The sequence below is a fragment of the Microbacterium aurantiacum genome (assembly GCF_002872075.1).
In the GTDB taxonomy this organism is placed as follows: Bacteria; Actinomycetota; Actinomycetes; order Actinomycetales; family Microbacteriaceae; genus Microbacterium; species Microbacterium aurantiacum_A.
Genome location: NZ_PGGU01000006.1, coordinates 292,465 through 316,317, shown reverse-complemented (window position 1 = coordinate 316,317; position 23,853 = coordinate 292,465). Strand labels below are relative to the sequence as shown.

The window sequence follows — 23,853 nt, the reverse complement described above, 5'->3', positions numbered from 1 at the left end:
TGACCACGATCGCCAGCGCGCAGATCGCAGCTCTCGGCTCGACCCCGGTGCGCCTGTTCCCTTAGACCGACCGCCGCGGGTCGCTCCGCGCCCTCTGTTTCGGACACCGGACTCTGAGAGTCCGTTCCTGTGTCCGTTCCCTTTTCAGCAACCGCTTTCCATACGAAACTCGTCTGAGAGACATGTCTTCCTCGCCTTCTTCGCAGAACACTTCACCCTCCTCCACTCTCTCCACCCCCGCCGCGCTCTGGCGGCTCAAGCCGTTCGTGAAGCCGGTCATCTGGCGACTCGTCGGCGGCGCCGCCAGCGCACTCGTCGCGGCCGTCATCGCGCTGATGATCCCGCTCGTGCTGGAGCAGATCATCAGCGGCCCCGTCCGGTCCGGTGAGATCGGCGCGATCGCCTGGGGCGCGCTGGCCGTCTTCGGCCTCGCCGTCGGCGAAGCGGCCATGATCTGGCTGCGCCGCTGGTTCGTGCTGAACCCGGCGACCGAGGTCGAGTACCGCATGCGGACCGACCTCTACTCGCGCCTGCAGACGCTGCCGGTGTCGTTCCACGACCGCTGGCAGTCCGGACAGCTGCTCAGCCGGATGATGCAGGACATCGGTCTCATCCGCCGCTGGCTCGCCTTCGGCCTGGTGCTTCTGGTCGTGAACGTGCTCACGATCATCATCGGCTCTGTGCTGCTGTTCCGCTGGCACTGGCTGCTCGGAACGATCTTCCTCGTCACGGCGATTCCGCTGTGGATCCGGGGCTATCTGTTCGAGAAGCGCTACGGCGCGCTCACGCGACGCAGCCAGGACCAGGCCGGCGACCTCGCGACCAGCGTCGAGGAGAGCGTGCACGGCATCCGCGTGCTGAAGGCCTTCGGACGAGGCAAGCACGCGCTCAGCCGCTTCAGCCGCCAGGCCGAGACGCTGCGCGAGACCGAGATGAGCAAGGCCGGGGCGATCGCCTCGATCTGGTTCTGGCTCGACCTGATGCCGCAGATCGCGTTCGGCCTCAGCCTGATGACGGGTATCTGGCTGATCTCGCAGGGCGCCATCGATCTGCCCGAGCTGTTCGCCTTCTTCGCGATGGCGACGGTGCTGCGCTGGCCGATCGAGTCGATCGGCTTCCTCTTCTCGTTCATGCTCGATGCGCGCACGGCGACCGACCGCGTGTTCGACATCTTCTCCGAGACGAACACGATCACGGACCCCGCGAACCCGGTGCGCATCGAGAACCCGCGCGGAGAGCTGGCGTTCGAGAACGCCCACTTCCGCTACCAGGATGCCGGCGCGCAGGAACGCGACCTGCTGGACGGCATCGACCTGGTGCTGCGCCCCGGTGAGACGATGGCGCTGGTGGGACTCACCGGCAGCGGCAAGACCACGCTGACGACGCTGCCTGCCCGTCTCTACGACGTCACCGGCGGCCGGGTCACGCTCGACGGCGTGGACGTGCGCGACCTGACCCTCGCCGATCTGCGCCAGCACATCGCGATGGCATTCGAGGATGCGACGCTGTTCTCGGCATCCGTCCGGGAGAACGTGCTGCTGGGCCGGGCCGAGCTCGACGTGCACAGCGACGAGGCCGAACGCGTGCTGCGCGAGGCGCTGGACGTCGCCCAGGCCGGGTTCGTCGACGCGCTCCCTGAGGGCGTGGAGACGATCATCGGCGAGGAGGGACTCAGCCTGTCCGGCGGACAGCGCCAGCGTCTCGCGCTCGCCCGTGCCGTCGCGGCGAACCCGCGGGTCCTCGTGCTCGACGATCCGCTCTCGGCTCTGGATGTCGACACCGAGGCGCTCGTCGAGGAGGCGCTGCGGCACGTGCTCGCCGAGACCACGGCGCTGATCGTGGCGCACCGCCCTTCGACCGTGGCCCTCGCGGACCGGGTCGCGCTGCTCGAACGCGGACGCGTGACGGCGGTCGGCACGCACAGCGAGCTGCTGCAGTCGAGCAGGCACTACCGGCACGTGATCTCCAGCCTCGAGGCGGAGGAGGCGGCCAGGACCGGCTCGATCCCGATCATCCGAGATACCGCCGAAGACGACGAAGAGGGCGATCTGCCCGACGAAGAACTGGCCATCGAAGAGGAGGTGCAGGCATGAGCTCCGACATCACCGGTACGCAGAACGAGGACCGTTCCGACTACACCCGCGCGGAGAGCAGGGAGATCCGTCAGCGGTCGCTGCGCCTGCTGGGCTCGCTGATCCGGCCGCTGCGACCGCAGGTCATCCTCGCGGCCGCGGTGCTCGTCATCTCGACGGCACTGCAGGTGGCGGGGCCGATCCTCATCAGCATCGGACTCGACCAGGCGCTGCCGGCCGTGCTCGAGCGCGCGGACTGGATGCCGACCTTCGCGATCGGCTTCGTCTACTTGTTCGCGGGTGCGGCCGCTGCCGTGCTCATCGCCTGGTACGTGATGATCGCCGCCCGGATCACCCAGGCGGTACTGCTGGATCTGCGCAAGCGCATCTTCCTGCACACGCAGAAGCTGAGCCTCGAGTTCCACGAGTCGTACACGTCCGGTCGAATCATCTCGCGCCAGACGAGCGACCTCGACTCGATCCGGGAGCTCCTGGACGGCGGTCTGAACAACCTCGTCTCCGGTGTTCTCTTCGGTGCGTTCACCTTCATCGCCCTCGTCGTCTGGGACTGGCAGTCGGGCGTGATCCTTGCGCTCGCCGGCATCCCGCTGATGATGCTGATGCGCTGGTTCTACTCGCGCTCGCAGCTCGTCTACCGGGAATCCCGCGTGATCAGCGCGAAGGTGATCGTGCAGTTCGTCGAGACGATGACCGGCATCCGCGCCGTCAAGGCCTTCCGCAAGGAGCCCCGCAACGACGTCACCTTCCAGAAGGTGGCGGGCGATTACCGGGACATCAACCGGCGCTCGATGCTGCTGTTCGGCACGTTCGAACCCGGGCTGATGGGCGTCGCCGCGCTCACCCTCGGTGCCGTCGTGCTCTGGGGCGGCATCCGGGTCTCCACCGGTGCGCTCACCGTCGGTGTGCTGCTTTCCGCTGTGCTGTACGTGCGCAACTTCTTCGCGCCGATGCAGGAGATCGCGATGTTCCTGAACTCCTACCAGTCGGCGACGGCGGCGCTGGAGAAGGTGTCCGGTGTGCTGGAAGAGCAGCCGACCGTCCCCGACCCCGAGAAGCCCGTCGACCTGTGGGAATCGCGCGGTGCGATCCGCTTCGAGGACGTCACATTCGGCTACAACGGCGAGACCACGATCCTGCCGGACTTCTCACTCGACATCCCCGCCGGTCAGACGATCGCGCTCGTGGGAACCACCGGCGCGGGCAAGTCGACGCTGGCGAAGCTCATCTCGCGGTTCTACGACCCCACGATCGGTCGCGTCACCCTGGACGGAGTCGATCTGCGGAAGCTGCATCCGAAGGACCTGCGCCGGGCGATCGTGATGGTCACTCAGGAGGCGTACCTGTTCAGCGGAACCGTCGCCGACAACATCGCGCTCGGAAAGCCGGATGCCACGCTCGACGAGATCCGGACGGCCGCGCGAGCGGTGGGAGCGGACGAGTTCATCTCATCGCTGCCGGACGGGTACAACACTGACGTGAACAAGCGCGGCGGCCGGGTGTCGGCGGGACAGCGTCAGCTGATCTCGTTCGCCCGGGCGTTCCTCGCGGATCCGTCTGTGCTGATCCTCGACGAGGCCACGGCGTCGCTGGACATCCCCTCGGAGCGGCTGATCCAGGATGCTCTGCAGACGCTGCTCGCCGACCGGACCGCGATCATCATCGCGCACCGCCTGTCGACGGTGGCCATCGCCGACCGGGTGCTGGTGATGGAGCACGGACGGATCATCGAGGACGACACCCCGGCCGCGCTCATCGGCGGCACCGGCAAGTTCGCGCAGCTGCACGCCGCCTGGCAGGAGACGCTGGTCTGAGCCGCAGATGAGAAAGGCCCGCACGGTTCGCCGTGCGGGCCTTTCTCATCTGACGGGCTAGGCGTCGACGGTCAGCCGTGCAGCCTGGCGGGCAGCGCCGAGGGCGACGTATTCCGCGATCTCCGGCACGTCGACCGGCAGGCCGAGCACCTCGGGAGCGATCCGCCTTACGGCCTCGGACTGCGCTCCGCCGCCGATGAGCAGAGCGCGCTCGAGCGGGATGCCGAGATCGCGCAGCGCGTCGAGTCCGGCGCCGAGGCCGCGCAGCATCCCCTCTACGGCCGCCCGAGCCAGATTCGCGCGGGTCGTCGAGGCTAGGGTCAGACCAGACAGCGTCGCCGTCGCATCGGGAAGGTTCGGGGTGCGCTCGCCCTCGAAGTAGGGCTGAAGCGTGATGCCGCCCGCCCCGGGAGACGCCTGCAGGGCGAGATCGCTGAACTCGTCGAGCGAGACGCCCAGGAGGGCCGCCGTGACGTCCAGGACTCTCGCCGCGTTCAACGTCGCCACCAGGGGGAGGAACCGGCCCGAGGCATCGGCGAAGCCCGCCACGGTGCCCGTCGGGTCCTCGACGCGCTCCGTGCTGATCGCGAACACGGTGCCCGACGTGCCGATCGAGACGACGACGTCGCCGGGGCGGGTGTCCAGCCCGAGTGCAGCGGCCGCGTTGTCGCCGGCGCCGGGGCCGACGTGACGACCGTCCGCATCGGCGACCGCCTCGTCGGAACCCAGTACGCGGGGGAGGACCGCATCGTGGCCGAGCGCAGCCGCCAGCAGCTCACGGTCGTACTCGCCCGTCGCCGGGTTCCAGTACCCCGTGCCCGAGGCGTCGGATCTGTCGCTGACGAGTTCGGTGAGCGCCGGATTCTCCGGGCCGTAGCCGCGCAGACGCCACGTCAGCCAGTCGTGCGGCAGCGCGACAGCGGCGACACGCGCCGCGTTCTCCGGTTCGTTGTCGCGCAGCCACCGCAGCTTCGTGATCGTGAACGACGCCACCGGGACGAGACCCGTTCGCGCCGCCAGCGTCTCCGCGCCGAACTCGGCGATGAGATCCGCCGCGGCGCCGGCGGAACGGGTGTCGTTCCACAGCAGCGCGTCCCGGATCACCGTGCCATCAGCGGCCAGCGCGACCATGCCGTGCTGCTGGCCGCCGATCGACCACGCCTCGATGTCGTCGAGGCCACCGGCTTCCTCGATGGAGGTGTTCAGTGCTCGCCACCACTCCTCGGGGTCGACCGCCGTCCCGTCGGGGTGCGCGGCGCGCCCCGACCGCACGACGGTTCCCGTCGCGGTATCGACGACGAGTGCCTTGCAGGACTGGGTCGAGGAGTCGACCCCGAGAACGAGGGGCATGATCAGCGCGCGCCGAGAAGGTGCTCGGTCGCGAGCTGCTGCAGACGGACGAACCCGAAGCCCTTGCCGCCGAAGTACGTCGACGCGTCGAAGTCCTCGTAGGCCGAACGGTCGGCGAGGAAGTCCTCGTACGACTCGCCGTCTCCGAGCGTGGGGACGGAGAGTTCGTCGACACGTGCGGCGGCAAGCGCCTCCTGCACCTCGGGGTCGGCGCGGAACGCGGCCGCGCGCTCCTTGAGCAGCAGGTAGGTGCGCATGTTCGCGGCGGCCGAGTCCCAGACGCCCTTCTCGTCCTCGGTGCGCGAGGGCTTGTAGTCGAAGTGTCGAGGGCCGTCGTAGGCGGGCACGCCGCCGGGGCCGCCGTTCTCGAGCAGGTCGACGAGCGCGAACGCGTTGTGCAGGTCGCCGTGTCCGAACACCAGATCCTGGTCGTACTTGATGCCACGCTGGCCATTGAGGTCGATGTGGAAGAGCTTGCCGTGGAACAGCGCCTGCGCGATGCCTGCGGCGAAGTTGAGCCCGGCCATCTGCTCGTGGCCGACCTCGGGGTTGACGCCGACCAGTTCGGGGCGCTCGAGCGAGTCGATGAAAGCGATCGCGTGACCGAGAGTGGGCAGCAGGATGTCGCCGCGCGGCTCGTTCGGCTTCGGCTCGATGGCGAAGCGGATGTCGTATCCCTTGTCGGTGACGTAGTCGCCGAGCAGGTTCACGGCTTCGCGATAGCGCTCGAGTGCGGCGCGGATGTCCTTCGCGGAGTCGTACTCCGCCCCTTCGCGGCCGCCCCACATGACGAAGGTCTTCGCGCCGAGCTCGGCGCCGAGGTCGAGCTGACGGAACACCTTGCGCAGGGCGAAACGGCGCACGTCGCGGTCGTTCGAGGTGAATCCGCCGTCCTTGAAGATCGGGGCGCTGAAGAGGTTCGTGGTGACCATCGGCACGATCAGGCCGGTGTCGGCCAGAGCGCCCTTCAGGCGGTCGATCTGCGTCTGCCGCTCGGCGTCGGTCGACCCGAAGGCGAAGAGGTCGTCATCGTGGAACGTGAGGCCGTAAGCGCCGAGCTCGGCGAGCTTCTCGACGGCGTGCACGACATCGAGCGCCGGTCGGGTGGGGCCGCCGAAGGGGTCGGCTCCGTTGTAGCCGACGGTCCACAGGCCGAAGGAGAACTTGTCGTCGCGGGTGGGGGTTGTCATGGGAGGCTCCAGCGGGGAAGATCGGATAAGTTGGCAACAACAACTTATGACATGATCGTCGGCCTGTCCAGCCCCATTCGGGTCGAATGGGACTGGCTAGGCTGAACGAGCGGTCCGGGGGTGCCCCCGGCGAGAGGGGAGCATCCGTGGCGGACGGCGCGAGGAGCGTGGAGGGTGTGCGTCGTCGCAACCTCGGCGAGATGCTCCGGCTGGTGCACGAGGGCGGGCCGCAGTCCCGCGCACGGCTCACGGCGGCCACCGGCCTGAATCGCTCCACGGTGGCGGATCTCGTCACGACCCTCGCCGATGCGGGCCTCGTGGTCGAACGAGAGCCCGATCAGACCCGCCGCGTCGGCCGTCCCTCTCCTGTCGTCGCGGCGAGCGGTGACGTCGTCGCGTTCGCAGTCAACCCCGAGGTCGACGCGATCGAGATGGCAGCGGTCGGCCTGAACGGAGAGGTCCGCGCACGCGTGCGCGAGGAACTGGACCGGCTGATCACCCCTGAGGAGGCTGCGGCATCGGTGGCGCGGACGCTCAGGGAGTGGCGCGCCGGTGAGCTGGCCGGCCTCCGCGTGGTCGGTGTCGGCATCGCGGTGCCGGGCCTCGTCCGCGCCACCGATGCGGTGGTGCGGTACGCCCCCCATCTCGGCTGGCGGGATGCCTCCGTCGGCGCCCTGGTGCAGGAGGCGACGGGTCTGCCGGTGGCGGTCGGAAACGACGCGAGCCTCGGCGCGATGGCCGAGCATCTCTTCGGCGCCGCTGTCGGGCATCTCGACGTCGTCTACCTCAACGGCGGTGCGAGCGGCATCGGCGGCGGTCTCATCGTCGACGGCAGGCTTGTCGGCGGCTCCGGCGGCTATGCAGGCGAATGGGGGCAGAACCGCCCCGTGATCCTGGCTCCGGCCGACCGGCGTGCCGGCGAAGGGGTGCTCGAGGACGAAGTGTCCCGCAGTCGACTGCTGGGTGTGCTGGGACTCGCTGCCGCTGATGACGTGGCGCTCGCCGATGCCCTCGCCGCGGCGACGGACGCGGACGTGTTCGAGGAGGTGTCGAGGCAGAGGCGCATCCTCTCCCCGACCCTGGCGAGCGCGGTCAACGTCCTCAACCCCTCGGCGGTGGTGCTCGGCGGATTCCTCAGCATGATCCTCACCCACGACGCCGATGCACTCGTCGCGGCGGTGCGCGCGCAGGCGATGTCCGACCCCGTCGCCGACGTGATGATCCTCCCGGCGGCTCTGGGCGATGACCGCCTGCTCATCGGAGCGGCCGAGATCGCGTTCGCGTCGCTCCTCGCCGATCCGCTCGCCGGAACCGCGAACACCGACGCCTGAACCGCGAACCCTGACGCCTGAACCGCTGTCGCGTCGTCGTCGGTAGCATCGAGTCATGGATCCGTTGCTGCTGATGGCCGAGTGGTGGTGGATCGCGCCGACCGCGGCCGGCGCGGGTGCGATCGGCGTGATGGGTGTTCGCGGACGCGGGCGTTCGAGCGGGCGGCGTCTCGCCTTCGACGCTGCGCGCCAGGACCTGAAGGCGGCGAAGCAGACCGCGACGGAGCGCCGCCTGGCGCTCAAGGTGGCACGGGCCGATCTCGTACACGTCACGGCCCAGCGGGCAGCGCAGCGGGCGACGCCGGAGCAGGTCGCGAGCGCGAAGCGGATGCTCCGGGAGGCCGAGCGCGACGCGAAGACCGCGGCGGCCGAAGTGCGCGCGAGACAGGCACGGCTGACCGCGGCCCGCGCCGAGATCCCCGCCGCATCCGGTCCACGTCCGCTGGAGCGCCTGCACGCCGCCCATGATGCGGTGACCGCCCGGTGGATGCAGTACGAGACCGACGCCGCGCGACAGATCGCGTACCCGGCGATGACCGATGTGAAGCGGCCGGCGACGGCGTCGTACCTCCGCGCGGCAGCGCATGCCGTCGAGCTGCGTCGCGCGGCCACCGGGAAGGTCACCCCTGCCGAGTTCGCCGCCTATCGGGACGCGGTCGCCGACCTCGAGCGCGCTTTCGAGGTCGCTGAGCACGCCGCGAAGGTGCAGGCGGGCGAAGCGCCGCCCGCCCCCGCCTGGCAGGACGCGGCGCAGGACGTTCTCAGCCGCTCGGCCGAGGCCCTCGATCGAGCAGCCGGCGCCGCCGCATCCGCCATCGCCGCGTGGACGAACCGCAGCCGCCCCGGCAAGAACGACTGATCAGCCGGACCGCTGCCGGCCCACCGTCATCCCGTGACCTCAGCGCGGTCGACCGTGTAGGTCGTGGCAACGCCGCCGGGAGCCGTGACCGTCACGGTCGCGACCCCGGTACCGCCGGGGAACACCCGCAGGCGCAGTCCGTCGTGGTAGTCGTAGTCCGGCCGATCGCTGCGCGCGCCCCACGGCAGCACGGCACCGGGACGGGCGTACAGCGGCAGCGAATCGAAGCCGTGCGTCTCGCGGCGCCAGGTGCCGCCGGTGACGGTCTCGCCGCTGAGCAGTGAGGTCCATTCACCGGCCGGAAGGTAGAAGTCGACGGTGCCGTCCTCGCTGAACACAGGGGCGACGAGCAGCTCGGAGCCGAGCATGTATTGACGGTCCAGATGGCCGGTCGCCGGATCGTCCGGAAACTCGAGTGCCATCGGGCGCATCAGCGGCACGCCGGTCTGCGCGGCATCCAGACCCTGCTGGTACAGGTAGGGCATCAGGCGCATCTTCAGGTGAGTGAACAGGCGGGTGACGTCGACGGCCTCCTCATCGAAGGCCCACGGCACCCGGTAGGAGCTGGAGCCGTGGAATCGGGAGTGCGACCCGAGCATGCCGAATGCGGTCCAGCGCTTGAACACACCGGCATCCGGTGTGCCCTCGAAGCCGCCGATGTCGTGGCTCCAGAACGCGAAGCCGCTGAGCGCGAGGGAGAGACCGCCGCGGAGCGTCTCCGCCATCGAGGAGAAGGTGGAGGTCGAGTCGCCTCCCCAGTGCACCGGCATGCTCTGGCCTCCCGCGGTCGCCGAGCGGGCGAACAGCACGGCCTCGCCTGCGCCGCGAGCGTCGACCAGCACGTCGTGCACGGCGCGATTGTAGAGATCGGTGTAGAGGTTGTGCATGCGCTCGGGGTCGCTGCCGTCGGCCCACACGACATCGGTGGGGATGCGTTCGCCGAAATCGGTCTTGAAGCAGTCGACGCCCTGATCGACGAGTGCGCGCAGCTTCGCCTGATACCAGGCCGTGGCATCCGGGTTCGTGAAGTCGACCAGTCCCATCCCCGCCTGCCACAGGTCCCATTGCCACACCGAACCGTCCGGTCGGGCGACCAGGAACCCCTGGTCGGCCGCCTCGCGGAAGAGGGCAGAGCGCTGCCCGATGTACGGGTTGATCCAGACGCAGACCCGGAGGTCCTTGTCGTGGAGGCGGGCGAGCATCCCGTCCGGATCCGGGAAGACCCGGGCGTCCCACTCGAAGTCGCACCAGTTGAACTCGCGCATCCAGAAGCAGTCGAAGTGGAACACCGAGACCGGCAGCTCTCTGGCCGCCATCTCGTCGATGAACGACGTCACGGTCTGCTCGTCGTAGTCGGTGGTGAAACTCGTCGACAACCAGAGGCCGTAGGACCAGGCCGGAACGACGGGCGGGCGGCCGGTCAGCGCGGTGTAGCGGCCGAGCACTTCCTTCGGCGTGGGGCCGGCGAAGACGAAGTACTCGAGCACCTCGCCGGTGACCGAGAACTGCACCCGCTCGACCGCCTCGGAGCCGATCTCGTACGACACGTGACCCGCGTCGTTCACGAGCACGCCGTAGCCGCGGTTCGAGAGGTGGAACGGCACGTTCTTGTACGCCTGCTCGCTGGACGTGCCGCCGTCGGCGTTCCAGATGTCCACGGACTGGCCGTTCTTCACCAGCGGTCCGAAGCGTTCGCCGAGGCCGTAGACGAGCTCGCCGACCCCGAGATCGAGCTGCTCGTGCACGAAGGCGGACGCCGCGGGTATCCCGGCGTCGTACTGCGTGTTGCCCACGACGCCGGCGTCGACCGCCGCATCCGCGGAGAGGCGGATGTACCCCTGGGCCTTGTGGCCGCTGCCCGTCACGCGACGCCCGTCGACCTCGAAGGACAGGTCCCACGGCGCGCCTGGTGCGATCCGTGCCACCAGCGAACCGGCATCCAGAACCCCGCCGGCATCGGACACGGAAACGGATGGGGTGCCTGTCCCCGCGCCCGGAAGCGGGAAACCGCCGTGCCGGCGACCGCCCGAATGGTGCGCGATGCGCACTCGGATGACTCCCTCGGCGGGGGAGGAGAGCGTGGTCGTCAGCGTGGCCCGGTTCAGGACGTCGCCGCGTCTGGCGATGACCGCCGTGGGCGCCGTGACGACGATGCCGGGTCCGTCAGGGGTGTCGTCGGTCGCGTCGATGTCATACGCCTCCTGGGCGTAGAGGGCGGCGACGCCGGGGCGGAGCTGCCAGAAACCATCGGTGAACTTCATTACTTGACTGCTCCTGCTGTGATGCCGCGGGTCAGCGTGCGCTGGAAGATGAGGAAGAAGATGAGCGTCGGGATGATGCCGAGAAGCGCGGAGGCGCTCGTGGTCGTGACGTCCATCAGGCGGTCGCCCTGCAGCACGCTGATCGCGACAGGGACGGTCTGATTCGCATTGGACGCGAGGAAGGTCAACGGGATGAGGAACTCGTTCCACGTCCAGATGAAGAAGAAGATGAGCAGCACGGAGAGCGTCGGCCGGCTGATCGGGAAGATCACGCGCCACAGGATCTGCCAGCGGGTGGCACCGTCCAGGGATGCTGCTTCCAGGATCTCCTTGGGGAACGTTCCGTACACCGAGGAGAGCAGATACGTGCCGAACGCGGCCTGGATCACGGTGAAGACGATGATCACGGCCCAGACGTTGTCGTAGAGACCGACCGACTTGAACATGTAGTACAGCGGGTAGAGCAGGGCCTCCTGCGGCAGCAGGTTGGCCATCAGGAACAGAAGCACGATCCAGCTGCGCCCGCGGATGCGGCCGATGCCGATCGCGAAGGCGTTGAGCATCGAGATCACCACCGCCAGCACGGCGACGATGCCCGAGATGAAGATCGAGTTCCAGACCTTCTCTGGGAAGTTCACGCGCTCCCAGAACTTGATGATCCCGCCGAAGTCGAGCATCTCCGGGAAGGCGAGGGGGCCGGAGTTCGCGTAGTCGACCGGCGACTTGAACGAGTTGACCAGCACGAGATAGAAGGGGGCGATGACGAGCAGCGCACCCACGACGACCAGGGCGAGCAGCAGCCAGTCGACGGGTCGCTTCTTCGTCATGCCGCCCCGAGGCCGGCTCTTCGACGGCTTCCCGGTGACGATGGCGGTGGTGGCGTGCATCACAGTCCCGCCCTCTCTTTCCGTTCGAGGGAGTTCTGCACACGGATGAACACGATCGACACGATGACCACGACGATGGTGAGCACGGTGGCGATCGTCGCGCCGTAGCCGACGTTCCGCTTGGTGAAGAACTCCTGATATGCGTAGTAGGCCGGCACCAGCGTCGAGCCGGCAGGCCCTCCGCGCGTGATGATGTAGACGGGACCGAACAGCTTGAGGGCCGCGATCGTGCAGGTGAGGGTCACGACGAAGATCTCCGGTCGGATGATGCTCATCGTGATGGCGGAGAACCGCTGCAGCCAGTTCGCGCCGTCGAGCTCTGCCGCCTCGTAGAGCTCCGGATCGACGCGCTGCAGGGCCGCCATGAACACGACGACCGGGTAGCCGAGCTGCACCCAGACCATGACCAGCATGAGCACGATGAGGGCGGAGGGCATCTGCCCCAGCCAGTCGTATGCGGGGAGGCCGAAAGCGCCGAGGATCTGATTCAGGGCGCCGTCTCCGCCCGGACGCACGATCCATCCGATCACGATGCCGGCCACGGCGATGGGGAGGATCTGCGGGAGGTAGTACGTGGCCCGCAGGAAGCTGCCGACCTTGCCGCCGAACTTGCGTCCGACGACGTCGAACAGGAGGGCGGCGACGATGAGGCCGACGATCGTCGGCACGACGACCATGGCCAGGATCATCCACACCGAGTTGGTGAAGGACGTCCAGAAGTCGCTGTCGGTGAGGATCTTCTGCCAGTTCTCGAGTCCGATGAACTCCGGCGCGCGCACTCCCTTCCACTTCGTGAAGGTGAGGTACACGTTCCAGATGAGCGGCACGATGACGACGACGAGCAGCAGCACGAAGCCAGGAAGCAGGTACATCCAGTAAGCCCCGGTCCCGCCGCTGCGCTGCGGGATGGACGGCTGTTCGGGTGGCAGCTTCGTGCGGCCGCCGCGGGTGGCGAGTGACATGGGTTCATCTCCAGGAGGGTGCGGGGGCGGCCACCGAGCCGCCCCCGCGATGGATCAACGGAAGTCCGCGGTGCCTTCGTCGTACTGCTCGCCGAGGTTCGTGTTCGTGGTCTTCACGTCCTGCACGCCGGTGACGAGGCCCTGCAGTTCCTGCACGAGAACGTCGTAGAAGCCCGGCGCCGGCCAGTCGGGGTAGAACGAGAGACCGTCGGCATCGAGCACGCCGTTGAACGTCTCGATCAGTTCGGCGCTCTTCTCGTCGGTGATGTCGGCGGGGTCGACGGCGACGGGCAGACCGCCGTTGTTGCCGATGATCGCCTGGATCTCGGGGCGCATCGTGATGTCGATGAACTCGTAGGCGAGTTCCTTGTTCGCGGCGTTCTCCGGAACGACCCAGAGGTTTCCGGACGAGCCGAGCGACAGATCCGCGCCGGGGAAGGCGTTCATCGTCCAGTCGAAGCCGGTGGCCTCGGTGACGAAGCGGCCGAACCACCAGGAGCCGGAGACGAAGATCGGGGAGGTGCCGTTGATGAACGAGACACCCGCGTCCTCCGCCTTGACCGAGGAGACGTCGGAGGCGATGTACCCCTTGTCGACGTACTCCTTCAGGGTCTCGGTCGCGGACGTGACCTCGGGCCCCTGCCAGTCCACCGGGTTCTTGTAGAGCTGATAGTCGTCGACGAACCCGCGGTCGCCTTCGAGGAGAGCGAGCTGGTACCAGAGCTGGCCCAGGGGGTACTCCGCACCCGCTTCCGCGAGCGGTGTGATGCCCTTGGCGACGAATGCGTCGAGGACGCTGACGAACTCGTCGTAGGTGGCGGGGATCTCGAGCCCGGCCGCCGCGAAGGCATCCTCGTTGTAGTACACGCCGACGAACTCGCCGTAGTTCGGGATGCCGTACCAGGTGTCGCCGCCCATGACGCCGTCTTCGCTGTACTTGGCGGTGGTCTGCAAGGACGGAGCGAGCTTCTCATCCCAGCCGTACTCGGCCACGGCGTCGGAGATGTCGGTGATCAGGCCGGTCGACGCGAGGAACCCGGCCGTCGCGTTCCCCTTGTTGAACTCCATGAGGTCCGGTGCCGCGTCTGTATCGAGCACCTGGCTCGCCGTCTTCTGGATCTGCTCGAAGGATTTCTCCTCGAACTCGACCTTCGCGCCGGTCTCCTCCTCGAAGATCTTGATCGCCTCGGCCCAGGCCTTGCCCATCGCACTGTCGGCGCCTTCGTAGTGCCAGAGCTTGAGGGTCTTGCCGTCTTCGGTCTCGGAGCCGTCGCCTGCGCAGCCGCTCAGTGCGAGGCCGGCAACGGTGAGCACCGCGGCCGTCGCCAGCATCTTCGTCTTGCGGATTGTTCGTGCCATCGTCGGCACTCCTTTCTCGGTGGCCCAGAGGCCGGACACTTCGGTGGGTCGGGTGACGCCTTCGCGGACGTTTCGTCCTGGTCGGATCCAGGAGTGTCGAAGCGCTTCGATACGCGAACTGAGATCGATGATAGGCCGAGTCCGAGCCGATGTGCAAACTTTTGTTGCGGGCGCCGACAAAAAGCCCCCGGCGTGCACGGAGCACGTCGGGGGCTGGGACTAAGGCGACGAGGTCTCGATGGGGGAGGGGATTCGAGACCCCGCCGCCGCTCTAGTCGGCGAGACGGATCTCGGCGATGATCTCGCCGTACTCGGTTTCGCCCACCGGCGTGAAACCGACACGGTGGAAGAAGGCCTCGGGGCCGCCGTCGCCGGCCTCGTAGATGACGTTGACGTGATCGACGCCGCGCGTGCGCGCCTCTTCGATCAGGCTCTCGACGGCGAACCGGCCGACCCCGCGCCCCTGATCGTCGGCGTCGACGTTGATCCGCCACAGCACCGAGCTGAAGTGCTCTTCCGGGGCATCTGGATCGAAGCTCGCGCTCACGAAGCCGACGACCTCGTTGCGATCGAGCACGACCCGCTGCCAGGACGTCTGCGGATTGATGACAGTCGCCGCAATCCCGTAGGACACGGGAGCGAGGTACTGCTCCTGCCCGGGCTTGAGCGACAGGTTGTTCACGGCGACGATCGTCGCAGCGGAGAGTTCGACCATGCGCAGTTCGGACATGCTCCCAGGCTAACCCCTACCGGCGAAGTGCACACGCAAACGTCGAGACAACGCCTCAGGTATCTTGGAGTCGAGACAATTTGCCCTCGCGAACGGAGAACCTCCAGGTGACCGACGACGCCATCATCTACACCTACACCGACGAGGCTCCGGCTCTCGCCACCGCCTCCTTCCTCCCGATCGTCCAGGCCTTCACGGCCCAGGCAGGCATCGAGGTCGAGACCCGCGACATCTCGCTGGCGGGGCGCATCCTCGCCGCATTCCCGCAGAAGCTGACGCCCGAGCAGCAGGTCAGCGATGCCCTCGCCGAACTCGGCGGCCTCGCCACGCTCCCCGAGGCGAACATCATCAAGCTTCCGAACATCTCGGCATCGATCCCGCAGCTGAAGGCCGCGATCGCCGAGCTCCAGCAGCAGGGTTACGACATCCCGAGCTTCCCGGACGAGCCGTCGACTCTCGAGGAGAAGGACGTCCGCGCACGCTACGACCGCCTCAAGGGCTCCGCCGTCAACCCGGTGCTGCGTGAAGGCAACAGCGACCGGCGCGCGCCGCTCGCCGTGAAGAAGTACGCGAAGAAGCACCCGCATCGGAACAAGCCGTTCGCCGAGGGCTCGAAGACGCGGGTCGCGACCATGGGCCACGACGACTTCAAGTCCAACGAGAAGTCGTGGGTCGCCGCCCACGACGACGTCCTCACCATCCGCCACATCGCGGACGATGACACCGAGACCGTGCTGAAGGAGGGCCTGAAGGTCCTCCCGCGCGAGATCATCGACGCCACCTTCATGTCCGCGAAGCACCTCGACGCGTTCCTCGCCGAGACCCTGCAGACGGCGAAGGCCGATGATGTGCTCTACTCGGTGCACCTCAAGGCCACGATGATGAAGGTCAGCGACCCGATCATCTTCGGTCACGTGGTGAAGACGTTCTTCTCCGACGTGTTCGCGCAGTACGGCGAGCAGCTCGCCGATGCGGGACTCAGCGCGAACGACGGCCTCGGGTCGATCCTGTCGGGTCTTGCCGGCGTCGCCGGTGGCGACGAGATCGCCGCAGCGTTCGACAAGGCGATCGCGCAGGGCCCCCGGCTGTCCTACGTCAACTCCGACAAGGGCACCACCAACCTGCACGTTCCGAGCGACGTGATCGTCGACGCCTCGATGCCGGCGCTGGTGCGCAACGGCGGCAAGCTGTGGGGCGCCGACGGCGGCGAAGGCGACACGCTCGCGGTCATCCCGGACTCCTCGTACGCCGGTGTCTACCAGGCCGTACTCGACGACGTGATCGCCAACGGTCCGCTGGACCCGGCGACGATCGGCACCGTGCCGAACGTCGGGCTGATGGCGCAGGCCGCTGAGGAATACGGCAGCCACGACAAGACGTTCGAGATCGCTTCCGCCGGACGCGTGCAGATCGTCGACAGCGAGGGGACCGTGCTCATCGAGCACGAGGTCGAAGCAGGCGACGTCTGGCGCGCGACGCAGACGAAGCACATCGCCGTCATGGACTGGGTCAAGCTCGCGGTCTCCCGCGCCAGGGCGACCGGCTCTCCCGCCGTCTTCTGGCTGGACGCCAACCGCTCGCACGACGCGCAGATCATCGCGAAGGTGCACCAGGGCCTGGCGCTGCTCGACACGCACGGCCTCACCCTCACGATCCTCGCCCCCGAGGAGGCCACCCGGTACACGCTCGCACGCATGCGTCACGGCCTCGACACCATCTCGGTCTCCGGCAACGTGCTGCGCGACTACCTCACCGACCTGTTCCCGATCCTCGAGGTCGGAACCAGCGCGAAGATGCTCTCGATCGTCCCGCTGCTCGCCGGCGGCGGTCTGTTCGAGACCGGCGCGGGCGGATCGGCGCCGAAGCACGTGCAGCAGCTCGTCGAGGAGAACTACCTGCGCTGGGACTCGCTGGGTGAGTTCTTCGCCCTCGCGGCATCCCTCGAGCACTTCGCGGACACGACCGGCAACGAGAAGGCACGCGTGCTGGCCGAGACGCTCGATGCCGCGACCGGCACCTTCCTCGAGGAGGACCGCTCGCCCGGCCGCGCCCTGGGCACGATCGACAACCGCGGCAGTCACTTCTACCTGGGCCTGTACTGGGCGCAGGAGCTGGCTGCGCAGACGAAGGACGCCGATCTCGCGGCCGCCTTCGCCCCGATCGCCGAGAAGCTGGCGGCCGACGAGGAGAAGATCGTCGCCGAGCTGAACGCCGTGCAGGGTCAGCCCGTCGACATCGGCGGCTACTACCGCCCGGACGACGCCCGGGTCCTCGCGGTGATGCGGCCCTCCGCGACGTTGAACGGCATCGTCGACGCCATCGCATAGTCGACAGAACAGGAAGAGGGTGGATGCCACGGCATCCACCCTCTTCTCGTTCCACTGTCCGGCCCGGCATGCGGGCCGCGCTCAGTAGTGGACGTTGACCTCGGTGCCCTCAGGGGCCCAGTCGAAGAGCCAGGCGGCGCGCCACTCGGGCATTCCGACGCAACCGTGGCTCATCGGAGTGCCCCAGTTGGAGTGCCAGTAGACGCCGTGGAAGGCCTCGTCGCCGTTGAAGTACATGACCCACTTGATGTCGGGCTGGAAGTAGAACGGCGCCTGCGTGAGGTCGCGGTTGCCCATGTTCTGGCTCGTCGTCTTCCATCCCACCGCGAACGAACCGGTGTGGGTGGCGAACTCGCCCGCCCCGGAGGAGACCTCCCAGGAGTCGACCGCGGCACCGTTCTCCAGCACCGTGACGGTCTGGTTGCTGAGGTTGACGTCGATCCGGCGATGCAGGGTGGCCGTGACGAACGGGGTCTCGGTGACCGGGACGGTGAAGACCGCCTCACCGCCCTCCAGCAACTCCGCGAAGTCGTCGGCCGCTCCGGAGACGTCTCCGAGATCGCGACCGGTGACGCCTGTGGTGAGCTCTTCCAGCACGGAGCCGGACGAGTTGACGACCGCCTGCGCGTTCACAGGTGGGCGATGGATCAGCGGGGCGAGACCGTCGACGGCGGCCTGGATCGCGGCCCGGTCGGCCTCGATCACCAGCTTTCCGTCGACATCGATGACCTTGAGCCAGGTGGCGGCGACGGCCGGTGCGACGGGCACGGTGCGCTCGGTGCCGACGTAGAAGCCGATCGTCGTGAGCATCGAGTTCAGGGTGCCGGCGGTCGCGGTGGCGTCGTCGTCGGAGACGGCGGGGAGAGCCTCGGCGGGGCCGCCGGGGAAGTCCAGGTTCTTGCGGCCATCGGCGACGGTGCCGACGATCGCGGCGGTCAGCGCCTCGATGTCGATCGCCGTACCGGCTTCGCCGGGCGTGATCACGTAGGTTCCGCTCGTCGCGTCGAACGAGACGCCGGCGTCGACCGGGTCATCGAAGCTCGACGGCACGGCGGCCCGCAGGGCGCTCTCGGCCTTGGCCGGGTCGAGGGTGATGTCGGCGGCGATGGGGTCGCCCATCCACGCCCCGAGGTTCCACAGGGGGCGCTCTGCGAAGGCCTTGTCGGCCAGAGCGGCGGCGTCGATGCTCGCCCCGAGGTCCGCGCCGGTCAGCACCGCTCCTTCACCGTCTCCGGTGAGCGTGATCTCCGTGCCGGCGAGATGCGCGTCGACGGCGTCGGCGGCCGCGCCGGGTGTCAGCCACCCGACGGGGATGCCGGCGACGGTCGTGCCGGGCGCGATGAGGATCGCGGACGCCGCACCTGCGCCCAGGGCGAAGACGCCGAGTCCGATGCCGATCCAGAGCGCGAGGCGCTTCTTCTTCGGCTTCGGTTCGACGGGTACCCAGGCGAGCGACTGAGTGCCGTCCGCGGGCGGTGCGCCATCGATCGAGGTGAGGACCTCGGTGGGTGCGGGCGTATCGCCGGGCGCCCCAGCCTTCGCATCAGGCGCGGAAATCAGATCGGTCACGCACATCACCCCCCGGTTCACATAACGTGTCCTGTCTCCTTATGATACGGGATGGCAGGTAACGGGGAGGTAAAGGTCGCTGGGGCTCCGGCGCCGTGCGTACTCAGGCGACGACGGCGAGGCCGTCGATCTCGACGAGCATCTCTTCGCGGGGCAGTCCGGTCATCACCGTGGTCCGGGAGGGGAGTACCCCGCTCGGGGTGTGCGCGGCGACGAAGGCGCCGTATGCCTCGTTCATGATCGCGAAGTCCTCGCGTTTGATGAGGTAGACGCGGAGCATCACGACATCGTCGAAGGTGGCACCGGATGCCTCGACGATCGCTTTCACGTTCTCCAGCGTGCGCGTGGTCTGCGCGGCGACATCGCCGGGGTGGAGGTACTCGTTCGTCACAGGATCGACGGGGCCCTGGCCCGAGATCTGGACGATCGGCCCCTTGCGGACGCCCTGCGAGAAGGTGTGGGCGGGAGCCGGTGCGGCCTCAGTGGAAACGCGGGTCTTCGCAGTCATGTCGTCAGCCTAGTAGCGTTGTTAGATGCCTCTACAAATTCCGGATCCGGTTCTCGGCGTGCGGACGAAGGGCTTTCCGGCCCACGTCGCCGGGATGCGCCTCTCCGATATCGCAGGGGCCGGACTGCGCCTCTCCGATCTGGTGTCCCCCGTGCTCACGGTGCAGGAATCCGCGATGGCGCACAACGAGGCGACGGTGTTCTCCTGGGCCGCGAGCCAGGGGATCCTCCTCGCCCCGCACGGCAAGACCACGATGGCGCCTGCCCTCTGGCAACGACTGCTCGACGCCGGCGCCTGGGGGATCTCGGTGGCCACGCCGTGGCAGGCCGAGGTGGCCGTCGAGGCGGGCGTGCCGACCGTGCTCATCGCCAACGCCGTCGTCGATCGTGCGGCCGCGAGGCGGCTCGGGGCTTTGCTGGACGCGGATCCGCAGCTGCGCATCCTGTGCTGGGCCGACTCGCCGGCCACGGTCGGGATTCTGGCCGATGCGCTCGTCGGCGCCGGCCGTCCCCTCGACGTGCTCGTCGAGCTCGGTGGAACGGGCGGCCGTACCGGAGCGCGCACCATCGCCGAAGGAGAACGGATCGCCGCGGCCATCTCAGCGACCCCGGGGCTCCGCCTCGCCGGCGTCGCGGGGTACGAGGGTCCGTTCGGACCCGACCGCTCCGCGGATTCCGTGGCCGCCGTCGACGCATTTCTGCACACACTCGTCGACCTGCATCAGCGACTCGACTATCCCGACGGCATGCGTCCGGTCCTGACCGCCGGGGGGAGCTCCTTCCCCGATCGCGTGGCCGCGGTGCTCGGCGCGCACGGCGACGACGCCGACCTGGTGCTGCGCTCGGGGGCCTTCCAGATCCATGATGACGGCTTCTACTCACGGATGTCGCCGTTCGGCCCGTTGCTCGGCACGCCGCCCCTGCGCTCCGCGATGCATGCCTGGGCGAGGGTGGTCTCGCAGCCGGAGGAGGGGCTCGCGCTGCTCGATGCCGGCCGGCGCGACGTGCCCTTCGACATCGACCTGCCCGCGCCGCAGACTGTGCCGGGCCGGATCACGGCTCTCAACGATCAGCACGCCTTCCTCGCCCTCGCCCCGGGTTCGACCGTGAACGTCGGCGACGTGGTGCGGCTCGGACTCTCGCATCCGTGCACGGCGTTCGACAAATGGCGGGTCGTCGCGGTGATCGACGATCCGGATGCCGCCGATCCACGCGTGATCGGGGCGGTGGCGACATGCTTCTGAGCGCTGAGCAGGCCGCCGCGGGGCGCGTGCGCGTGTACCGAGGGGCGACGGTCGTCGATGGCACCGGCGCGCCCCGGTACCGTGCCGACGTCGCCGTCGAGGGGGCGCGGATCGTCGCGGTGCTGCCCCTCACGGACCCTCCAGCCGCCGACACGCTCGAGCTGCCGGACGGCGCCGTCGAGGTCGACGCCGCAGGCGTCGTCCTCGCGCCCGGATTCATCGACATGCACGCCCACAGCGACCTCGCTGTGCTGACCGGCGCAGCTCATGACGCGAAGATCCTGCAGGGCGTCACGACCGAGGTGCTCGGGCAGGACGGGCTCGGCTACGCGCCGCTCGACGATGCCGCAGCATCCGTCATCCCTGCACAGATCGCCGGCTGGAACGGAACGCCGGCCGCGGTGCCCTGGCGCTCGATGGACGATCTCCTCGATGCGATCGATGTCGCGACCGTGGGGAACGCAGCAGTCCTCGTCCCGCAGGGCAACCTGCGCATGATCGTCGTCGGGCACGAGAACCGGCCGGCGACGGCCGAGGAGATCGAGGCGATGCGCGGCCTCCTCGGTGCGGCGCTCGATGCGGGGGCGTTCGGAATGTCCAGCGGTCTGACCTACACGCCGGGGATGCACGCGGACATCGCCGAGTTGGAGGCGCTCTGCCGGGTGGTCGCCGAACGCGGCGGGTACTGGGCGCCGCACACCCGCAGCTACGGCGGTGCCGCTCTCTCGGCGTACCGGGAGGTGCTCGACATCGGCCGGCGCACGGGCTGCCCGATCCACCTGACCCACGCGACGATGAACTTCGCGCCGAACCGGGGTCGCGCCGACGACCTGCTCGCGCTCATCGATGAGGCGATCGCAGAGGGGGTCGACGTGACGCTCGACACCTATCCGTACCTGCCGGGTTCGACGACGCTCGCGTCACTGCTCCCCAGCCGCCTCGCGGAGAGCGGCGACCTCCTGGGCGTGATCGCCGGCCTCGACGCCGAGGCCCGCGAGCGCGTGCGCGTCGAGCTGGAGGGCATCGGATGCGACGGCTTCCACGGCGAACGGGCCGATTGGGACAGCATCCAGATCGCCGGCACCGGAGACCCCGCCCTCGGAACGCTCGTCGGGCGTACGATCGCCGAGATCGCCGAGGACAGCGGTCGGCGTGCGGTGGACGTCGTGCTCGACACGATCGTTCGGGATGCCGGGGCGACCAGCATCCTCATGCACGTCGGCGACGAGGGCAACGTCAGGGCGATCATGCGCCATCCGCGCCACACCGGCGGCAGCGACGGCATCCTCATCGGCGCACGGCCGCATCCGCGCGCACGCGGCACCTTCCCTCGCTACCTCGGGCATTACGTGCGAGACCTGGGCGTGCTCACGCTCGAAGAGGCGGTGCGGCACCTCTCCGGCACCCCGGCCGAGCGTCTCGGGCTGCATCGAGGCGACGCGCCGCGTGGCGTGATCCGCGTCGGAGCGACAGCCGACCTCGTGCTCTTCGACCCCGAGACGGTCGCGGCAGGGGCGACCTTCGACGCCCCGCACTCACCGCCGGTGGGCATCATCGAGGTACTGGTCGGCGGAGTCACGGTCGTCGAGGACGGGGCGGTCACCGGAACGACGGCTGGGCGCGCCCTGCGGATGCCGCCACCGGCGCACCGGGCGACACTGCCCCGCATCGACGCGGTGATCCACGATTCCGATGGCTTCGTCTGGACGCCGCGGACGCCGATCGTCGCCGGCGCCGAGCCGGCCGGCGCCGAACTGGCGGGCACGGTCGCGATACTCGGTGGCGGCACGGACCCCACGCCCGCTGACAGTGCCCCCGCTGACAGTGCCCCCGCGATCACCCTCGTGCTCGACGCGGGACTCGCCGATGCGGCTTTCGCCCGAGCTCGCTCCGGTGCAGAGGCGTTCCGGGTGACGGTCGCGGCCGACGGCGTCGAGATCCGCGGTGCGACGGCCGCCGGGATCTTCCGCGGCGCCACCGTCTTCCGCCAGCTCCGCCCACCGGAGGACACCGAGGCGCGTATCCCCGCCGGAGTGTGGGAGGGGGCGCCGGCGTACGGCTGGCGCGGCGTCATGCTCGACGTCGCGCGCCACTTCCGCCCGGCAGCCGACATCCGCCGCATCGTCGACCTGCTGGCCGACCACCACCTGAACGTTCTCCACCTGCATCTCAGCGACGACCAGGGATGGCGTTTCGAGGTTCCCGGGTTCCCGCGCCTGACGGAGATCGGTGCTCGCCGCGATGCGACGCAACGGGGGCACGGCGAGCGGGCGACCGTCGAGCAGGGTGTGCACGAGGGCCATTACGCGGATGCCGAGCTGCGCGAGCTCGTCGCCTACGCCGCCGAGCGCTTCGTCACGCTGGTACCCGAGGTGGAGTTGCCTGGGCATGTGCAGGCCGCTCTCGCCGCCTATCCGGAGCTGGGCAATCTCGACGCGGCCGAGCCCGCCACGACCCCGTGGGAGCGGTTCGGCGTCAACCCGCGGACGCTCGCGCTGACCGAGGCCTCGCTGGCGTTCGGCCGGGCGGCCATCGACGCGCTGTGCGACCTGTTCGACTCGGAGTGGATCGGGATCGGAGGCGACGAGGTGCCGGTGACCGAGTGGCAGCAGAGCCCGGCCGCGGCGGAGCGGATGCGGCAGCTCAGCCTCTCGTCGCCGCACGAGATCCAGCCGTGGTTCACCGCGCACTTCGCCGCGCACGTGCGCGCTCGCGGCCGCACCGCCCTCGCCTGGGACGAGGTGCTGGAGGGCGATGTTCCCGATGGCGTGCGGATCCTCGCTTGGCGGGGCCCTGTGGCCATGCGGGAGGCGCTGCGCCGAGGCATCCCGGTGATCGCCTGCCCTGACCTCCAGGTGTATCTCGACTACCCGCAATCCGACTCCGCCGAAGAGCCGATTCGCGTCGGGCCGCCGCTGACGATCGAACGCGCATACTCGCTGCGTGTGGAGGAGGGCGCGCTCGGCGGCCAGGCGAACGTCTGGACCGAGCATCTGCCGACCCGCGAAAGGGTCGACTTCGCGATGTTCCCGCGCCTCGCGGCGACGGCCGAGCGGCTGTGGGACGGCGGCGAGCCCGGGGCGTTCGACGACTTCGCACGACGGCTGCAGGTGCATCTGCGCCGGCTCGCCGTCGCGGGTGTCGCCTACCGCCCGCTCGACGGTCCGACGCCGGATCAGCGGCGCCCAGGAATACCCGGCAAGCCGCTCACGATCGCGGCGCGCGAGGAGATCGTGGCGGGCCTCGTCAGCGTGCTCCTGGAGCGCGCGAAGCCATATGATGGGCACCCACCCGAGACGCATAACGTTTCGGTAACCCTCCCCGCAAGCCGCGGGGCCGGGCTTGCGTAAATCATGTTCGTAAGGTCTACTAA

The 23,853-nt window shown here is 68.8% G+C and carries 16 protein-coding genes; 7 read left to right on the top strand and 9 right to left on the bottom strand.

The features are described from left to right. Positions 1–182: 182 nt before the first annotated feature. Positions 183–2,093, top strand: a complete 1,911-nt coding sequence (locus tag CUR96_RS06825; protein ID WP_102192525.1) for an ABC transporter ATP-binding protein — start codon at positions 183–185, stop codon at positions 2,091–2,093. Beyond that, on the top strand, positions 2,090–3,904 hold the full coding sequence (locus CUR96_RS06820; protein WP_102192524.1) for an ABC transporter ATP-binding protein: 1,815 nt from the start codon (positions 2,090–2,092) through the stop codon (positions 3,902–3,904). The genes CUR96_RS06825 and CUR96_RS06820 overlap by 4 nt, the downstream gene beginning before the upstream one ends. 57 nt (positions 3,905–3,961) lie before the next feature. Here CUR96_RS06820 and xylB read toward each other — a convergent pair whose 3' ends face one another. Further along, a complete protein-coding gene (gene xylB / locus CUR96_RS06815; protein WP_102192523.1) occupies positions 3,962–5,254 on the bottom strand; it encodes a xylulokinase in 1,293 nt (430 codons plus the stop codon). Positions 5,255–5,256: 2 nt separating this feature from the next. Further along, positions 5,257–6,444 (bottom strand): xylose isomerase, encoded by a 1,188-nt coding sequence (gene xylA, locus CUR96_RS06810; RefSeq protein ID WP_102192522.1) that lies wholly within the window; start codon positions 6,442–6,444, stop codon positions 5,257–5,259. 200 nt (positions 6,445–6,644) lie between these two features. Here xylA and CUR96_RS06805 point away from each other — a divergent pair, with 200 nt between their 5' ends. After that, positions 6,645–7,775 carry an ROK family transcriptional regulator gene (locus CUR96_RS06805; protein ID WP_245861110.1) on the top strand — a complete coding sequence of 377 codons (1,131 nt, stop codon included), beginning with the start codon at positions 6,645–6,647 and terminating at the stop codon, positions 7,773–7,775. Positions 7,776–7,830: 55 nt separating this feature from the next. Continuing rightward, positions 7,831–8,634: a hypothetical protein gene (locus CUR96_RS06800; RefSeq protein ID WP_102192520.1), complete on the top strand. Its 804-nt coding sequence runs from the start codon at positions 7,831–7,833 to the stop codon at positions 8,632–8,634. Positions 8,635–8,660: 26 nt separating this feature from the next. Here CUR96_RS06800 and yicI read toward each other — a convergent pair whose 3' ends face one another. The 5 genes from yicI to CUR96_RS06775 all read right to left on the bottom strand — a co-directional run bounded on the left by yicI (position 8,661) and on the right by CUR96_RS06775 (position 14,833). Then, complete coding sequence (gene yicI / locus CUR96_RS06795; RefSeq protein ID WP_102192519.1) at positions 8,661–10,895, bottom strand: alpha-xylosidase; 2,235 nt, start codon at positions 10,893–10,895, stop codon at positions 8,661–8,663. Beyond that, complete coding sequence (locus tag CUR96_RS06790) at positions 10,895–11,782, bottom strand: carbohydrate ABC transporter permease (protein WP_102192518.1); 888 nt, start codon at positions 11,780–11,782, stop codon at positions 10,895–10,897. Before CUR96_RS06790 ends, yicI begins: the two co-directional genes overlap by 1 nt. Then, positions 11,782–12,744: a carbohydrate ABC transporter permease gene (locus CUR96_RS06785; protein WP_102192517.1), complete on the bottom strand. Its 963-nt coding sequence runs from the start codon at positions 12,742–12,744 to the stop codon at positions 11,782–11,784. The genes CUR96_RS06790 and CUR96_RS06785 overlap by 1 nt, the downstream gene beginning before the upstream one ends. 54 nt (positions 12,745–12,798) lie before the next feature. Continuing rightward, a complete protein-coding gene (locus CUR96_RS06780) occupies positions 12,799–14,103 on the bottom strand; it encodes an ABC transporter substrate-binding protein (RefSeq protein ID WP_102192570.1) in 1,305 nt (434 codons plus the stop codon). 271 nt (positions 14,104–14,374) lie between these two features. After that, positions 14,375–14,833 carry a GNAT family N-acetyltransferase gene (locus CUR96_RS06775; RefSeq protein ID WP_102192516.1) on the bottom strand — a complete coding sequence of 153 codons (459 nt, stop codon included), beginning with the start codon at positions 14,831–14,833 and terminating at the stop codon, positions 14,375–14,377. Between the two features lie 107 nt (positions 14,834–14,940). Between CUR96_RS06775 and CUR96_RS06770 the strand changes: the two genes are divergently transcribed. After that, a complete protein-coding gene (locus tag CUR96_RS06770) occupies positions 14,941–17,160 on the top strand; it encodes an NADP-dependent isocitrate dehydrogenase (protein WP_102192515.1) in 2,220 nt (739 codons plus the stop codon). An 81-nt stretch (positions 17,161–17,241) separates the two neighbouring features. Here CUR96_RS06770 and CUR96_RS06765 read toward each other — a convergent pair whose 3' ends face one another. Then, on the bottom strand, positions 17,242–18,735 hold the full coding sequence (locus CUR96_RS06765; RefSeq protein WP_245861105.1) for a L,D-transpeptidase family protein: 1,494 nt from the start codon (positions 18,733–18,735) through the stop codon (positions 17,242–17,244). Between the two features lie 97 nt (positions 18,736–18,832). After that, positions 18,833–19,237, bottom strand: coding sequence for a RidA family protein (locus CUR96_RS06760; RefSeq protein WP_102192513.1), 405 nt, complete (start codon positions 19,235–19,237; stop codon positions 18,833–18,835). 25 nt (positions 19,238–19,262) lie between these two features. On the opposite strand from CUR96_RS06760, the gene CUR96_RS06755 reads away from it, so the two are divergent. Beyond that, positions 19,263–20,480 (top strand): alanine racemase, encoded by a 1,218-nt coding sequence (locus tag CUR96_RS06755; RefSeq protein ID WP_245861104.1) that lies wholly within the window; start codon positions 19,263–19,265, stop codon positions 20,478–20,480. Next, the gene (locus CUR96_RS06750) at positions 20,471–23,830 is read left to right on the top strand and encodes a family 20 glycosylhydrolase (protein ID WP_102192512.1); all 3,360 of its coding nucleotides are present in this window, start codon (positions 20,471–20,473) and stop codon (positions 23,828–23,830) included. The genes CUR96_RS06755 and CUR96_RS06750 overlap by 10 nt, the downstream gene beginning before the upstream one ends. Positions 23,831–23,853 lie beyond the last annotated feature (23 nt).

Excerpts from the sequence above, each read along its gene's own strand:
- CUR96_RS06750 (WP_102192512.1), top strand. The coding sequence starts at position 20,471 with ATGCTTCTGAGCGCTGAGCAGGCCGCCGCGGGGCGCGTGCGCGTGTAC.
- xylA (WP_102192522.1), bottom strand. The coding sequence starts at position 6,444 with ATGACAACCCCCACCCGCGACGACAAGTTCTCCTTCGGCCTGTGGACC.
- CUR96_RS06820 (WP_102192524.1), top strand. The coding sequence starts at position 2,090 with ATGAGCTCCGACATCACCGGTACGCAGAACGAGGACCGTTCCGACTAC.
- xylB (WP_102192523.1), bottom strand. The coding sequence starts at position 5,254 with ATGCCCCTCGTTCTCGGGGTCGACTCCTCGACCCAGTCCTGCAAGGCA.
- CUR96_RS06775 (WP_102192516.1), bottom strand. The coding sequence starts at position 14,833 with ATGTCCGAACTGCGCATGGTCGAACTCTCCGCTGCGACGATCGTCGCC.
- CUR96_RS06785 (WP_102192517.1), bottom strand. The coding sequence starts at position 12,744 with ATGTCACTCGCCACCCGCGGCGGCCGCACGAAGCTGCCACCCGAACAG.
- CUR96_RS06790 (WP_102192518.1), bottom strand. The coding sequence starts at position 11,782 with ATGCACGCCACCACCGCCATCGTCACCGGGAAGCCGTCGAAGAGCCGG.
- CUR96_RS06800 (WP_102192520.1), top strand. The coding sequence starts at position 7,831 with ATGGATCCGTTGCTGCTGATGGCCGAGTGGTGGTGGATCGCGCCGACC.
- CUR96_RS06765 (WP_245861105.1), bottom strand. The coding sequence starts at position 18,735 with ATGTGCGTGACCGATCTGATTTCCGCGCCTGATGCGAAGGCTGGGGCG.
- CUR96_RS06760 (WP_102192513.1), bottom strand. The coding sequence starts at position 19,237 with ATGACTGCGAAGACCCGCGTTTCCACTGAGGCCGCACCGGCTCCCGCC.
- CUR96_RS06755 (WP_245861104.1), top strand. The coding sequence starts at position 19,263 with ATGCCTCTACAAATTCCGGATCCGGTTCTCGGCGTGCGGACGAAGGGC.
- CUR96_RS06805 (WP_245861110.1), top strand. The coding sequence starts at position 6,645 with ATGCTCCGGCTGGTGCACGAGGGCGGGCCGCAGTCCCGCGCACGGCTC.
- yicI (WP_102192519.1), bottom strand. The coding sequence starts at position 10,895 with ATGAAGTTCACCGATGGTTTCTGGCAGCTCCGCCCCGGCGTCGCCGCC.
- CUR96_RS06825 (WP_102192525.1), top strand. The coding sequence starts at position 183 with ATGTCTTCCTCGCCTTCTTCGCAGAACACTTCACCCTCCTCCACTCTC.
- CUR96_RS06780 (WP_102192570.1), bottom strand. The coding sequence starts at position 14,103 with ATGGCACGAACAATCCGCAAGACGAAGATGCTGGCGACGGCCGCGGTG.